9 protein-coding genes are annotated in these 13,906 nt (G+C 59.9%); 5 read left to right on the plus strand and 4 right to left on the minus strand.

What is annotated here, in order from left to right; all coding sequences use genetic code 11:
• The 3 genes from ACR3E4_RS03400 to ACR3E4_RS03410 all read right to left on the minus strand — a co-directional run bounded on the left by ACR3E4_RS03400 (position 1) and on the right by ACR3E4_RS03410 (position 3,719).
• A complete protein-coding gene (locus ACR3E4_RS03400) occupies positions 1 to 2,403 on the minus strand; it encodes a GcvT family protein (protein ID WP_480533985.1) in 2,403 nt (800 codons plus the stop codon).
• A gap of 108 nt (positions 2,404 to 2,511) precedes the next feature.
• A complete protein-coding gene (locus tag ACR3E4_RS03405; protein ID WP_480533987.1) occupies positions 2,512 to 3,141 on the minus strand; it encodes a glutathione S-transferase family protein in 630 nt (209 codons plus the stop codon).
• 80 nt (positions 3,142 to 3,221) lie between these two features.
• Positions 3,222 to 3,719, minus strand: coding sequence for a class I SAM-dependent methyltransferase (locus ACR3E4_RS03410; protein WP_480533989.1), 498 nt, complete (start codon positions 3,717 to 3,719; stop codon positions 3,222 to 3,224).
• 229 nt (positions 3,720 to 3,948) lie between these two features.
• Between ACR3E4_RS03410 and ACR3E4_RS03415 the strand changes: the two genes are divergently transcribed.
• Genes ACR3E4_RS03415 through ACR3E4_RS03435 form a run of 5 tightly spaced genes read left to right on the plus strand, consistent with a single transcriptional unit; the run spans position 3,949 to position 11,173 of the window.
• Positions 3,949 to 5,721, plus strand: a complete 1,773-nt coding sequence (locus tag ACR3E4_RS03415; protein WP_480533991.1) for an ABC transporter ATP-binding protein — start codon at positions 3,949 to 3,951, stop codon at positions 5,719 to 5,721.
• The gene (locus ACR3E4_RS03420; RefSeq protein ID WP_480533993.1) at positions 5,714 to 7,627 is read left to right on the plus strand and encodes an ABC transporter substrate-binding protein; all 1,914 of its coding nucleotides are present in this window, start codon (positions 5,714 to 5,716) and stop codon (positions 7,625 to 7,627) included. The genes ACR3E4_RS03415 and ACR3E4_RS03420 overlap by 8 nt, the downstream gene beginning before the upstream one ends.
• 14 nt (positions 7,628 to 7,641) lie before the next feature.
• Entirely contained in the window at positions 7,642 to 8,670 is a 1,029-nt protein-coding gene (locus tag ACR3E4_RS03425; RefSeq protein ID WP_480533995.1) for an ABC transporter permease, read from the plus strand.
• On the plus strand, positions 8,667 to 9,821 hold the full coding sequence (locus ACR3E4_RS03430; protein ID WP_480533997.1) for an ABC transporter permease: 1,155 nt from the start codon (positions 8,667 to 8,669) through the stop codon (positions 9,819 to 9,821). Before ACR3E4_RS03425 ends, ACR3E4_RS03430 begins: the two co-directional genes overlap by 4 nt.
• The gene (locus tag ACR3E4_RS03435) at positions 9,818 to 11,173 is read left to right on the plus strand and encodes a CoA transferase (RefSeq protein ID WP_480533999.1); all 1,356 of its coding nucleotides are present in this window, start codon (positions 9,818 to 9,820) and stop codon (positions 11,171 to 11,173) included. The genes ACR3E4_RS03430 and ACR3E4_RS03435 overlap by 4 nt, the downstream gene beginning before the upstream one ends.
• Before the next feature lie 88 nt (positions 11,174 to 11,261).
• Here ACR3E4_RS03435 and ACR3E4_RS03440 read toward each other — a convergent pair whose 3' ends face one another.
• A complete protein-coding gene (locus ACR3E4_RS03440) occupies positions 11,262 to 13,634 on the minus strand; it encodes a mechanosensitive ion channel domain-containing protein (RefSeq protein WP_480534143.1) in 2,373 nt (790 codons plus the stop codon).
• Between the last annotated feature and the right edge of the window lie 272 nt (positions 13,635 to 13,906).

Below are 13,906 nucleotides of genomic sequence, written 5' to 3' on the forward strand. Positions count from 1 at the left end.
TCAGCCTCGCATCGCTTTGCCTTCGGGATCATGCGGGGATGGCGCAATCACCCGCGCAGGCCGTTCGACCCCGACCACATGCACTGACAATTCGGTGCCCGGCGCGGCCTTGTCGCGGTTGACCAATGCCATAGCCAGCGACTTGCCGGTATAGTGCCCATAGCCGCCCGAAGTGACAAAACCCACGCGCTCACCATCGGCCCAGATCGGCTCATAACCGCTGGCATCGGCGTCCAGCGCGTCGACCTCCAGCGTCACCTGCACCTGCGCCGGGCCGTTGCCGTCGCGTTCGGCCAGCGCGGCCTCTTTGCCGACGAAATCCTTGTCCCAGTCGATCCAGCGATCCATACCGGTCATCCCGGGTGTGTAGAGCTGCGTGAATTCCGCCGACCAAATGCCAAAGCTTTTCTCCAACCGTGTGGACAGCATCGCGTTGAAGCCGCACTCGCGGATGCCCTCATCAGCCCCGGCGTCCAGCAGCATCCGGCGCAATTTGATGTGATCGCCATAGCGGCAGTTGATCTCGTATCCTTTTTCGCCGGTCACCGACATGCGCGCGATGCGGGCGCGGACAAGGCCGATATCGAACTCACCGCAGCCCATGAATTTCAGGCCCGAGATATCCTGTTCCGCCAGTTTCTCGACTACCGCCTGCGATTTCGGACCAACCACGGCGAAACCGCAGATTTCTTCACCCAGATCGCGGATATTCACGCCGTCCATCATGTGATCATCGAACCAGCGCATGTGCCAAGCCCGCAGGTAATAGCTGCCCATGATCCACCAGGTGCCATCGCCCCAGTTCAGCACGGTCAAGTCCCCTTTGAGCCGCCCGTTCTCGCCCAGCATCGGTGCCAGTTTGGCGCGGCCCGGTGCGGGCAGTTTCGAGGCCATCACCTTGTCCAGCCACGCCTGCGCGTTCGGCCCTGTAACCTCAAACCGCGAGAAGCCCGAGATATCCAGCAGGCCGACGCCTTCACGGATGGTCTTGCATTCCTCGGCCACGATATCATGCGCATTCGAGCGTTTGAGCGTCGGCGTTTCCTCGAACCCTTTCGGTGCAAAATACAGCGGCACCTCCAGATCCCAGCTGACGCCCCATTTGCATCCGGCTTGCGTCATCGCATCATGTGCCGGGGCCATTTTCAGCGGACGGCCTGCGGGCAGTTGCTCGTTCGGATAGGTCATCACGAAGCGGCGGGAATAGAACTGTCCGGTGGTCTCGCGGATATAGCGTTTGTTCTGCGCGAAGTCGCCATAGCGGGCCACGTCCATCGGCCATGCGTCGGCCTCGGGCTCGCCATGGATCATCCACTCGGCCAGTGTCTTGCCGACACCGCCGCCCTGCAGGAAGCCCGCCATCACCGCGCAGGCCGACCAATAGCCGCGCTTGCCGGGTACTGGGCCCACCAGCGGGTTGCCATCTGGCGAGAAGGTGAACGCGCCGTTCACCCAGGTCTTGATGCCCACATTCTGGATCGACGGGTAGCGTTCAAAGCCCAGCGTCAGTTCGTTCTCGATACGGTCGAGCTGTTCTTGAAACAGCTCCTCACCATAGTTCCACGGCGCGCCGTCCATCGCCCAATGCTCGTGGTCGACCTCGTAAATGCCGACCAGAACGCCCTTCTGATCCTGCCGCATATAGGTGAAGCCTTCGAGGTCGACGGTCATCGGCATCTCGAAATCCGCTTGCGCGACTTCGGGCACCGTGTCGGTGATCAGATAGTGGTGTTTCAGCGGCGAAACCGGCAGTTCGATGCCAGCCATGCGGCCCACTTGCTTGGCCCAGAGGCCAGCGGCGTTGACCACGTGCTCGCAGGTGATCGTGCCCTTGTCGGTCACCACCTGCCAGCCCTCATCGGTCTGGATCAGCTCCTCGACCTTGGTTTCCTCATAGTATTCCGCGCCGCGCTTTTTCGCGGCGGTCGCATAGGCCTGCACGGTCCCGGTGGTGTCGATGTATCCCTCGCGATCCGCCCACATCGCGCCCAGCACGCCGTCGGTGGACATGATCGGGCAGCGTCTCTGCGCCTCCTCAGGGCTCAGCAATTCACAATCGTCGATGCCGATGGATTGGAAGATGCGGTAGTTGGCCTGCAGCCATTCCCAGCGTTCCGGGGTGCCGGCCAGCGTCAAGCCACCGGTCATGTGCAAGCCGATATTCTGGCCCGATTCCTTTTCGATCTCACTGAGCAGGTCGATGGTATAGGATTGCAACGCCGCCATGTTCGGATCGGCATTCAGCGCATGCACCCCGCCTGCCGCGTGCCAGGAAGACCCCGACGCCAGACGCCGCCGTTCCAGCATGACCACATCAGACCAACCGAACTTGGCCAGATGATACAGAACCGAGGCCCCGACAACGCCGCCCCCGATCACAACAACACGATACTGAGATTTCATCCTGCGCTCTCCTGCACTGATTGCAGTGGACGCTAGTAGCACTGTTCACTTCTGTCTAGACATTTCTGTACAGTTCGATGCAAGCGGGCGTTCAATATCGAAATACACTTAAAGAGTGGCGCTGGGACGGTTTTGAATCGCGGCGAACCAGGCTTGGGTGGCCGTATTTTCGGCAGGGATTCGCGTTTTTATGACGCGAGCAAAATCGATGAATACAAATGCGGTGATGTCAGCCAGCGAGAAACGATCACCGGCAAGGAACGCGCTGTCCTGCAATCGGGCCTCCATCAGTTCGAAAAACGCGCCCACCCGGGCAGCGCCGCGCTGCGCAAGTTCGGGGATCTGGGCATAGTTTTCCGGGCCGGTAATTGCCCGGTCCTTGAAGGCCGGATGGGTATTGCGCAGCGTTTCGGCAATCGGCAGGCCGCCTTGCTGCTCAACCATCGCGTTCCACATCAAAACCGACGCCTTTTCATCCGGCGTCCGCCCCATCAGCGCAGGTTCGGGGAACCGCGCCTCGAGATAGGCCGCGATTCCGAGATTCTCGGTCAGAACCGTTCCTTCATCGGTCACCAGAACCGGCAACGTGGCGCGCGGATTCACGGCGCGAAACGCATCGCTCAGTTGTTCGCCTTTGGCGATGGATATGTCGCGGGTTTCGATCTCGACGCCCTTCTCGGCGATAAACATCCGGGCACGGCGCGGATTGGGGGCGGTCGAGCAATCGTAGAACAACATAAAATCAGGCTCCTCAAAAGCATGGTACCCAAGGGTTAGCGACCCACCCGTTGCAAAGCCCAGCGTGACCCCATGGCGTTTCAGCGTTGGTAGATGAAGCAGCGTCCCTCAACCGCACCTTCCGGCAGCGGAAGTTCCTTCAGCGTGTCGAAGTACATCCGGTCGCTCGACACCATCAGCCCACCGGGGGCCAGCAAGGGCTCGATCAATGGCGAAACGAACCGGGCAAAGGCATCATTCTTTTCCCGGTTATGCCCCCCAAGATCGGCGTGGATTAGACTGGCCGAAGCACCGAACCGGTCGACCGAGGCGGGCAAAGTCTCGCGCACGTCTCCCAGAATCACCAGCTCGTCCGGTGGGGTCGAGTCTGGGTGCGAGGCCACCGCACGCTCGAACACATAAACCGGGCGGTCCTGAATGTACTGTACCATGTGGTGATAGGTGCGCCCGTTGCCCAGACCCAGTTCGAACACCGGGCCGGTTTGGCCTGCCGTTTGGGCGATTGCAAAATCCAGACAAGCGCGTTGCGAAACCATTCGGTCAATAAACAGATCCAGTCGGCTTTGTTGCTGGGACACGGGCAAACCTCATTCTTTGTCGGGCGACCTTAACCGGGGTCGATTGCGCCTTTGATGACAAAATCTCAAGACTTTGTGTAGCCACCCCGGAACGCATTTCATGTTTCCGCGACGTTTCTGCGTAAGAAGGTGTTTGACTAGCCCGCCCCAACCGCGCGAAACTGCACAAAAAAGTCAGGGAGATAGCAACGCCGATGTTACCAAGCGGCCAGACGGGTGGAATACCCGCATGAATGCCTTGTTGTCCGTCCGGAATCTGAGCATTGGTTTTGGCGCGGGCGAAGCCGTTGTTCGCGATGTGAACTTTGATGTCGCGCCGGGTCAAACGCTGGCTCTGGTCGGGGAATCGGGGTCTGGAAAAACAATCTCGTGTAGGGCCGCGTTGCGCATTCTGCCGCGTACCGCGCAGATTCGCAGCGGTACCATCACGCTGAATGATTCCAAAGGCACGGCCGACCTGACCAACATCAGCGAAAAGCAGATGCGCGGCATTCGCGGCAATCGGATTTCGATGATCTTTCAAGAGCCGATGCGGTCACTGTCTCCGCTGCATAAAATCGGCAATCAGGTGAGCGAGGTCTTGTGGCTGCATCGCGGCGCGTCCGAGGCGCAGGCGCGCAAAGAGGTTCTGAGCCAATTCGAACGCGTGGGTTTTCCCGATCCTGCCCGTGCCTATGACAGCTATCCGTTCGAATTGTCGGGCGGCATGCGGCAACGGGCGATGATCGCCATGGCCATGGTTTCAAAGCCGGAATTGCTGATCGCGGACGAACCCACGACCGCACTGGATGTGACGACACAGGCGCAGGTTCTGGGACTGATCAAGGAATTGCAGCGCGAAACCGGAATGGCGTTGATCCTTGTCACCCACGATCTTGGCGTCGTGGCCAACATGGCCGAGCAGGTCGTTGTCATGCACAAGGGCCGCGTGATGGAATCCGGACCAGCCGCGCCGATTCTGACCGATCCCGCGCATCCCTATACCCGGCAGCTGTTCGATGCCGCACCGGAGATTCCCGATCAGGATGCGGTGGGCCTGCCGATGCCCGACGAAGACCTGATCCTGAGCATGCGCGGGGTTTCCAAGACCTATACCATGCGTTCCAGCAAGGGGTGGAAAGCAGACAAGCTGATCCACGCGTGCCGGGGTGTCGACATGAAGCTGGCGCGCGGAAAGACGTTGGCCATTGTCGGCGAAAGCGGATCGGGCAAGACCACCGCGGCCCGAATTGCACTGGGGGCAGAATTGCCCGATCCCGGGGGAGAGGTGTTGTTTCGCAGTTCGGCAGATTCCGAACCGATCACTGTTCACCAGATGACGCGCACCGAACGAACCGCGTTCCAGCGCAAGGCTCAGATGGTGTTTCAGGACCCTTACAGCTCACTCAGCCCGCGGATGCGTATTCAGGATGCCATGACCGAGCCGCTGGAAATCCACAAACTTGGCACCACAGCTGAACAGCGCGACAAAGCGGCCGAAATGCTGCAGCGGGTAGGTTTGAATGCCGATATGCTCAAACGCTATCCCCATGCGTTCTCGGGCGGTCAGCGCCAGCGCCTGTCGATTGCACGCGCAATGATGCTGGACCCGGCGCTGATTGTCTGTGACGAGCCGACCTCGGCGCTGGATGTATCCGTGCAGGAACAGATCCTGACCCTGCTGGAGGACCTGCAGGACAGCCTGAACCTGTCCTATCTGTTCATTTCACACGATCTGGCGGTTGTCGCGCGGATCGCCGATGAAGTGGCCGTGATGCGTCAGGGCCTTGTTGTCGAACAGGCCCCGCCTGAAACCCTGTTCTATAATCCTCGTCACCCCTACACCAAGGCGTTAATCGCTGCCCAGCCAGAGCCTGACATCAATCGCCCGATTGACCTGAAACTGGTCGCTTTGGGCGCGGGTTCGCCAGACAGTTGGGATGATGCCTTCCGATTTTCCGACTCCGTGATACCTTCACTGGTAGAGATGGAGCCCGGCCATAAGGTACGTTGCCATGTTTAAAACCACTCATCGATTGCTGCTGGCCACTTCGCTGGTCCTTGTTGGGATGCTCCCCGCTACGGCAGATAATCCGTCGCACCTGCAAGAAAGCGCCTATTGGCAATCCGAAGTTGAGGGCGGCACATTACCCCCGATTTCCGAGCGCATCCCCGATGAACCGCTCATTGTCGATCTGGCCGCCAAAGGGCGCGAACCCGGAACGCAAGGCGGAACACTGCGCACGATGGTCACCCGGTCCAAGGACATTCGGCAGATGGTGGTCTATGGCTATGCCCGGCTGGTTGGTTTCGACCATGATTACAACATCGTCCCGGATATTCTCGCATCCTTCGAAAACGAAGATAATCGCAAATTCACCTTGAAACTGCGTCCCGGCCACAAGTGGTCGGATGGCACGCCCTTCACCTCGGAAGACTTCCGCTATTGGTGGGAGGATGTGGCAAACAACGAGTTGCTCAGCCCCTCTGGCCCGCCGGATTTCCTGCTGGTCGAAGGCAAGCCACCGGTGGTGAGTTTCCCCGATGAGACCACAGTGATCTTCGAATGGGAAAACCCGAACCCGAACTTCCTGCAATCGCTGGCACAGGCCCGCCCGCCCTTCATCTACCGTCCTTCCGAGTTCCTTAAGCAATACCACGAGAAATTCGCCGATGCGGAGGAGCTCACCTTTCAGGTTGAAGATGCCCGCGTCAAAAGCTGGGCAGCGCTGCATAATAAGCTGGATAACCTGTATAAATTCGACAACGAGGAACTCCCGACCCTGCAACCGTGGAAGAATGCCAGCTCGGGCAAGAAAATCCGGCACAGCTTCATCCGCAATCCTTATTACCACCGCATCGATTCCGACGGGGTGCAACTGCCCTATATTGATGTGGTCGAGATGGAGATCGTGGCCCCGGGTCTGGTCGCGGCCAAAACCAATGCCGGTGAAAGCGATCTGCAGGGACGTGGGCTGGCGTTCCGCGACGCCTCGATCCTGAAAAAGGGTGAGGCACAAGGCGGATACAAGACCCTGCTGTGGAAAACCGGGGTGGCGTCGCAAATCGCGATCTATCCGAACCTGAACTTTGAAGATGACACCTGGCGTGAGGTGCTGCGCGATGTCCGTGTGCGCCGCGCCCTGTCCCTGGCGATTGATCGACAGACCATCAATCAGGCGCTGTATTTCAAACTTGCCAAGCCCGGCGCCATGGCGGTTTTGCCTGCCTCGCCCTATTACAATGAAGAAAATGCACAGGCCTGGGCGCAATATGACACCGACATGGCCAATGCCCTGCTGGACGAGGCCGGACTGACCGAACGCGATGGAAATGGCATCCGCCTTCTTCCCGATGGGCGCCCGATGGAGCTGGTGATCGAGACTGCCGGCGAACGCCAAGAGGTCGAAAACGCGATGCAGATCGTCACCGATACATGGCGCGAAATTGGGGTCAAGCTGGTGATGCGGCCGCTGGACAGGGATATCCTGCGCAACCGGGTTTTCTCGGGCAACACCATGGCTTCGGTCTGGTTTGGCTGGGATGACGGTATTCCGCAGAACCACACGTCTCCGGCCTATCTTGCGCCCACCGATCAGGTCTTTCTGGCCTGGCCGAAATGGGGACAGTACCATCAAACCGCCGGCGGTTCAGGCGAGCCACCCGACATGCCCGAAGCTGAACGCCTGATGGAACTGGCCCATAACTGGGAGGTCGCGACCACTGATGAACAACGCGAGGCTGTATGGCGTGAAATGCTGGATATCCACGCCCAGCAGCTTTACGCGATCGGCATCCTGAACGGCGCACCGCAACCCATTGTCGTATCGAACCGTCTGCGCAACGTGCCCGAACAAGCCATGTGGGCGTGGGAACCCGGCGCGCATTTTGGTATCCATCGCCCGGACGAGTTCTTCTTCGCCGACTGATCAGGAGCAGCTAAATGGTCATGCTGCGCTATGCGGTGTATCGCTTTTTCACGATGCTGCTGACACTGTTGGTAGTGTCGGTCCTGATCTTCGTGATCATCAACCTGCCGCCCGGCGATTACCTGAGCAATCAGATCGCCGAGTTGCAGGCCTCGGGCCAGTCCGCAGGGGTCGCCAAGGCCGAGTTTCTGCGAAAGGAATACTCGCTGGACCGGACCCTGCCCGAGCAATACCTGATCTGGATGGGCTTCTGGCCCGGCCCCCATGGGTTTGAGGGTTTGTTGCAGGGCAACTATGGCTGGTCTTTCGAGTTTGACCGCCCGGTTTCCGAGATTGTCGGCGATACGCTCTGGCTGACCGTGGTGGTCAATCTGGCCGCCATTCTGTTCGTTTATGCGGTCGCCCTGCCCCTTGGCGTCATCGCCGCCGCACGGTCGCGGACCTGGATCGACTATACCTCGGCCTTTGTGGGTTATCTGGGTCTGGCCACGCCGAACTTTCTGCTGGCGCTGATCCTGTTCTACTATGGTCATCAGTATTTCAACCTGCCCATTGGCGGCCTGATGGACCCCAGATTCGAAGGCGAACCGATGAGCTGGGACAAGCTCAAATCCATCCTGCTTCACCTGATCGTGCCAACCTTTGTGATCGGCACCTCGGGCGCGTCGGCGATGATGCAGCGCTTGCGGGCCAACATGCTGGACGAGTTGGGCAAGCCTTACGTGGAAACGGCCATCGCCAAGGGCATGGCGCCGTCGCGGATGCTGACGAAATACCCGCTGCGCGTGGCCTTCAACCCTTTTGTGGCCGACATTGGCAACCTGCTGCCGTCAATGGTGTCCGGCTCGGTTCTGGTCTCGGTCGTTCTGGGCCTGCAAACCATCGGCCCCACCCTGCTGACGGCGTTGAAGACGCAGGATCAGTTCCTGTCGGCCTTCATCCTGATGTTCGTGGCGCTGCTGACCCTGATCGGCACCATGATCTCGGATATCCTGCTGGTCATGCTTGACCCGCGCATCAGATACGAGGGGCGTGAAGCATGACCCAACGTCCCGATGGTCGCTATGTCGACGACGCGCCTTTCGACCCGCAGGCCTCGATCCAGCAGCTGGAGCGCGCCGATCTCGACGCCCCCAACTGGGTGTTGGTCTGGCGCAAGTTCAAGACGCACAAGCTGGGCCTGATCTCGGGCATCTTCCTGCTGCTTTGCTACCTGATGCTGCCCTTTGCGGGTTTCATTGCGCCCTATGGTCCGAATGACCGGAACGGAGAGCACCTGTATGCCCCGCCCCAATCCATCAACTGGTTCCATGAGGGCGAATTCGTTGGTCCCTATGTCTATCCCATCGTCGCCGAAGCAGACCTTGAAACCTTCCAGTGGAAATTCGTTCCCGATACCGAAGACCCGCGGCCGATCCGGTTTTTCTGCGAAGGCTCCCAATACAAACTGGCGGGTCTGATCAAAACGGACACACATCTGTTCTGCGCACCGGAAGGGGCGACACTGTTTCTCTGGGGGTCAGACCGTCTGGGCCGGGATGTGTTCAGCCGCATCCTTTATGGGGCGCAATTGTCGCTGACCGTGGGTCTGATCGGCATCTCGGTTTCATTCTTTCTTGGCATCCTGTTCGGATCAATGGCCGGATATTTCGGCGGGCGCATCGACTGGGTCATCAACCGCGTGATCGAGATATTACGCTCCCTGCCAGAGCTGCCCCTTTGGCTGGCTCTCTCCGCAGCCGTGCCATCGAACTGGAGCCCTGTTGCGGTTTTCTTTATCATCTCGATCATCCTCGGCATCCTTGACTGGCCCGGCCTTGCCCGATCCGTGCGCGCCAAGTTCCTGTCGCTGCGGGAAGAAGAATATGTCCGCGCCGCCGAAATGATGGGCGCAAGCTCGGGCCGGGTGATCCGCAAACACCTGCTGCCGAATTTCATGTCGCACCTGATCGCCTCGGCTACGCTGTCGATCCCGGCGATGATCCTTGGGGAAACCGCGCTATCTTTCCTCGGCCTTGGCCTGCGGGCGCCTGCGGTCAGTTGGGGCGTGATGCTGAATGACGCGCAGAACCTTGCCTCGATCGAAATTTACCCCTGGACCGCCATTCCGATGCTGCCGATCATCGTTATCGTGCTGGCCTTCAACTTCCTTGGCGACGGGTTGCGCGACAGTCTGGATCCCTATCAGCAATGAGCCTGCTGTCTTCCCTTCCCGCGACTGACAGCTATCTGGTCAAAGGGACCGGAGCCCGCCCCAGCGCCTTCGCGGTGTCCGAACTGGCCACAGCCAGCTTCGCCGCCGTGGGGCAGGAACTGGCCCGCCTGATGGTGGCGACCAACCTCGCGGCCAAACCACCCGAAATTACCGTGGATCACCGGCTCGCCTCACTATGGTACGGCTTTTCCTTCAAACCCGACGGGTGGGAGATGCCCAGCCTTTGGGATGCGATTGCAGGCGACTACAAGGCAGCTGATGGGTGGATCAGGCTGCACACCAACCTGCCCCACCACCGCGCCGCAGCGCTCAAGGTGCTGCAGGTCAAGGCGGATCGGGACACCGTGGCCCGCGCGATCAAAGACTGGTCGATCTTCGATCTGGAAACCTCCATCGTCGCCGAGGGTGGCGTCGCCGCCGCCATGCGCACCCGTTCCGAATGGCAAGAACATCCGCAAGGGCGCGTCGTGGCCCGCGAGCCGCTGATCGGCTGGCACGGGCCGCGCAATGTCACTCTGCGCGACCGGCCTCAGGCCACCGCAGAGCGCCCGTTGGCCGGGCTTCGTGTGCTTGATCTGACCCGGATACTAGCTGGTCCGGTTTCAACCCGAACCCTTGCGGGATTTGGGGCGGACGTGTTGCGCTTCGACCCGCCCGGCTGGGACGAGCCCGGAGTGATCCCTGATATCTCGCTGGGGAAGCACTGCGCCTATCTGGACCTGAAATCGCCCGGGGGCATGAATCATCTGAAAGAATTGCTGTCACAGGCCGATGTGCTGGTTCACGGCTATCGTCCCGGCGCACTGGATGCGCTCGGGCTGGACAAATCCACCCGCGATCAGCTTGCCCCGAACCGGGTCGAGGTCACCCTGGACGCTTACGGCTGGCAAGGCCCATGGGCCGCAAGACGCGGGTTCGACAGCCTTGTGCAGATGAGCGCCGGGATCGCCGATGCCGGGATGGCATGGGCTTCGGTCGACAAGCCTACGCCGCTGCCCGTTCAGGCCCTGGATCACGCTACAGGCTATCTGATGGCCGCAGCCGTTCTCTCGGCTCTGACCGAGGCCGCATCGGGCCAAACCGTGATGGATGCCCGCCTGTCGCTCGCACGTACCGCCGAGCTTTTGGCGACCCTCGCGAAAAGCAGCGACGCTGAGGACATCACAGCTGCGTCCCCATCCGATTATGCGGACGTGACCGAGGCCTCAGGCTGGGGCCCGGGCCACCGATTGAAACCGGCGCTTTCTGTTGGCCCCGCAGCGATGAACTGGCCACTGCCCGCCGCCAAACTGGGCACATCGGACGCCGCCTGGCCGCCGCATTCGGTCTGACACACCCGCCGCGCGGAACGCGCGGCCCGGCCCAACGCTTTGGGCGGCATCGCGTCAGCGATGCAGACCAAAGAGGCGGGAGAGCCCCCTAGCGGTCGTCACCCCCGCCGGGGCCGATATCATCCAGATAATCCTCGTCAATCGCCGCCTGAACCGCACCCGTCACCGCTTCGCGCTGCTTGGGCGTCAGATCTTCGGCCTCCTTATCATCCGCCAAACGCACCGTGACCTCACGATGTGCGAACCGGATGCCTTCACGGGCAAACAGCTCGCGGATATCCTGATAGACCTTCTTGCGCACCAGCCACTGATCGCCCGGCTTTGTCATGAACTTGACCCGGATGATCATCGCGGAATCCTGCATCTCGATCACGCCCTGCGACTTCAGCGGCTGAATGAAATTGTCACCGATCACCGGATCGCTCAGCAGCTCCTGCCCCAGCTTCTTGATCAGCTTGCGCACCTTTTCAACATCGGTGTCATAGGTGACCCGCAGCGGCAGCTTCATGATCACCCAGTCGCGCGAATAGTTGGTCAGCACCTTGATCTCACCAAACGGGATCGTATTCAGCGCCCCAAGATGATGCCGCAACTGGAAAGACCGGACCGAAATCTTTTCGACCGTCCCCTTCACGTCGCCAATATCGATATACTCCCCCTTCCGGAACGCATCGTCCATCAGGAAAAACGCGCCCGAGAAGATGTCGCGTACCAGTGTCTGCGAGCCGAAACCCACGGCCAGACCGACCACACCGGCACCCGCAAACAGCGGGCTGACATTGATACCAAGCTCCATCAACACGATCAGGGCGATCGTCACCACAACCACTGCCAGAATCGCCCCGCGGAACAGGGGCAGCAGGGTCGCCAGACGGCTTTGGCCGCCTTCGCCGCCCTCATCGCCCAGTTCCGCTTCTGCGCCAACGTCCACAGCCTCTTCCGCGATCTTGCTGTCGATCCAGACCCGGAAGAAGTGAAACAGGATATAACCCATGAACAGGATCACCATCACATCCAGCGCCCGCCCGATCGGCAAATCCTCGCTCCAGCTGGCCTGCGGGTTCCAGATCACCACCAGCGCATAAGCGCCGACGACAAAGGCCAGAATTCCAGCCACCCGGCGAGCAAGGTCCTCATAGGTGAGAATGGCATATTTGCGCTTTTCGGCCTCGGGCGTGGCGGTCTCAGTCTCGACCTCTGCGTCTTCTGCTTCCGCGTTCAGCTCTTCCATCTGGCGATTGCGATCAAAATAACGCTCAAGCAGATAGTTCATCGCGCCATAGGCCACGACAACGGACATGAAGATCGCATAGCTGCTGGCCACAATCGGGATCGAGTCCTCGACCTCGAGCACCAGATCGACCGCGAGTTTGAACCAGCTGAACACCATGTAAAGGATAAGAACCGGCGCCCATGCAAACGAGATGAACCGCGAAATCCACGATACCTGATCCGGTGCCCGCCCGCCCCGGATCGCGTTCGAGATGGCCCGCGCATTGAACAGGATCATCAGCACATTGCCCAAGGCCCCGACCAAAGTCAGGCCGCCATAGACCATCGCATAGACGTTGTAGTTCAGCCCAAAATCCGCAACCCAGGTTGCGAACAGCACCACCGAGATATCATAGGTCGCCAGCGCCGAGGCCCAGCGATACAAGCGCTTGGCATCGCGGTCCGAAAACGGCGGCAACCGGTACTGGCTCAGAAACGGGGACAGGATCATACGCCACAGATCGGCCACCGTGCGCGACAGGAAGAACGCTGTGAAAATGGCCGTCACCGTAAACTGGATCGAGATATCCTCGGCCTCGCCAAAGATCAGATACCCCACGATCAGCGCCATGATCATCGCGAAAATCGTGCCGCCTATCCCCATAACAAAGCGGTACACCAGAAACGGCATCTTCTCGCGATAGCCGTTCGGTTGCTCCTTGATCCGGGCCACCACAAAGCGTTTGGCGATGCGTTTTCCGTAAATCTCAGTGGACAACCACCGCCCCAACAACAGGAACAGGATGTTCCAGGCCAGCACTTCAATATAGGTCTGGATACGGCCATCCGGGCTTGTCTGCCTCAGCACGTATTTTACTTCGAATACCGAATAGGGCAGCGCCTCAAGCCGAGATCGCACGGACTGCCGGAACTCGGAAAAGCGTTCCTGCGCCTTCATCAGTTGCGATCCGTCGGCCATCGGGTCCGCCGCATCCTGTACCGTCGCGGATTCTGAACCGGGCGTTGTCACCACCTGTCCAGCGCTGTCGATCACAATGACGCTGGCGCCGGCTTCGGTCGCAGCCTTGATGGCCGCCGCCACGTCGCCATCCGCGGCGGTGGCGGTCTCTGTCTCGTCCGTGATCCCCGGATACCCCGGAATGAGCGACTGCGCGGCCGCCGCGGTTACAAAAGCCAGCGACAAGGCCCAGACCACAAGAGCCAGCCGGGCGAGAATTGTCTTCTTCATCATGTGCTTTATCCAGTTCGCGATTGCACAGCAGGTTACAGAACCCACGACGCCGGTTCAAATCCTCTCGGGATATCGCGGCCACTTCGTTTGGTACCCGTGTTCCAACGGCATCTGCCGTGAGACTCACCCAAGGCATAAGGTGTTTTCAATTCAATGAAAATTGAATATGACAATCCGGAGTATGCCCGTTTTGCCCACCCGGCCATAAACGGTTCTACTCAAGGCAACCCAGCGATGGATCGGCCGACAAAAAACCTGTTGCCAATTCG

It is taken from the genome of Ruegeria sp. AP11 (assembly GCF_056535865.1).

Coding starts and splice junctions, on each gene's coding strand:
- ACR3E4_RS03400 (WP_480533985.1), bottom strand. CDS start 2,403: ATGAAATCTCAGTATCGTGTTGTTGTGATCGGGGGCGGCGTTGTCGGG.
- ACR3E4_RS03405 (WP_480533987.1), bottom strand. CDS start 3,141: ATGTTGTTCTACGATTGCTCGACCGCCCCCAATCCGCGCCGTGCCCGG.
- ACR3E4_RS03415 (WP_480533991.1), top strand. CDS start 3,949: ATGAATGCCTTGTTGTCCGTCCGGAATCTGAGCATTGGTTTTGGCGCG.
- ACR3E4_RS03420 (WP_480533993.1), top strand. CDS start 5,714: ATGTTTAAAACCACTCATCGATTGCTGCTGGCCACTTCGCTGGTCCTT.
- ACR3E4_RS03425 (WP_480533995.1), top strand. CDS start 7,642: ATGGTCATGCTGCGCTATGCGGTGTATCGCTTTTTCACGATGCTGCTG.
- ACR3E4_RS03430 (WP_480533997.1), top strand. CDS start 8,667: ATGACCCAACGTCCCGATGGTCGCTATGTCGACGACGCGCCTTTCGAC.
- ACR3E4_RS03435 (WP_480533999.1), top strand. CDS start 9,818: ATGAGCCTGCTGTCTTCCCTTCCCGCGACTGACAGCTATCTGGTCAAA.
- ACR3E4_RS03440 (WP_480534143.1), bottom strand. CDS start 13,634: ATGAAGAAGACAATTCTCGCCCGGCTGGCTCTTGTGGTCTGGGCCTTG.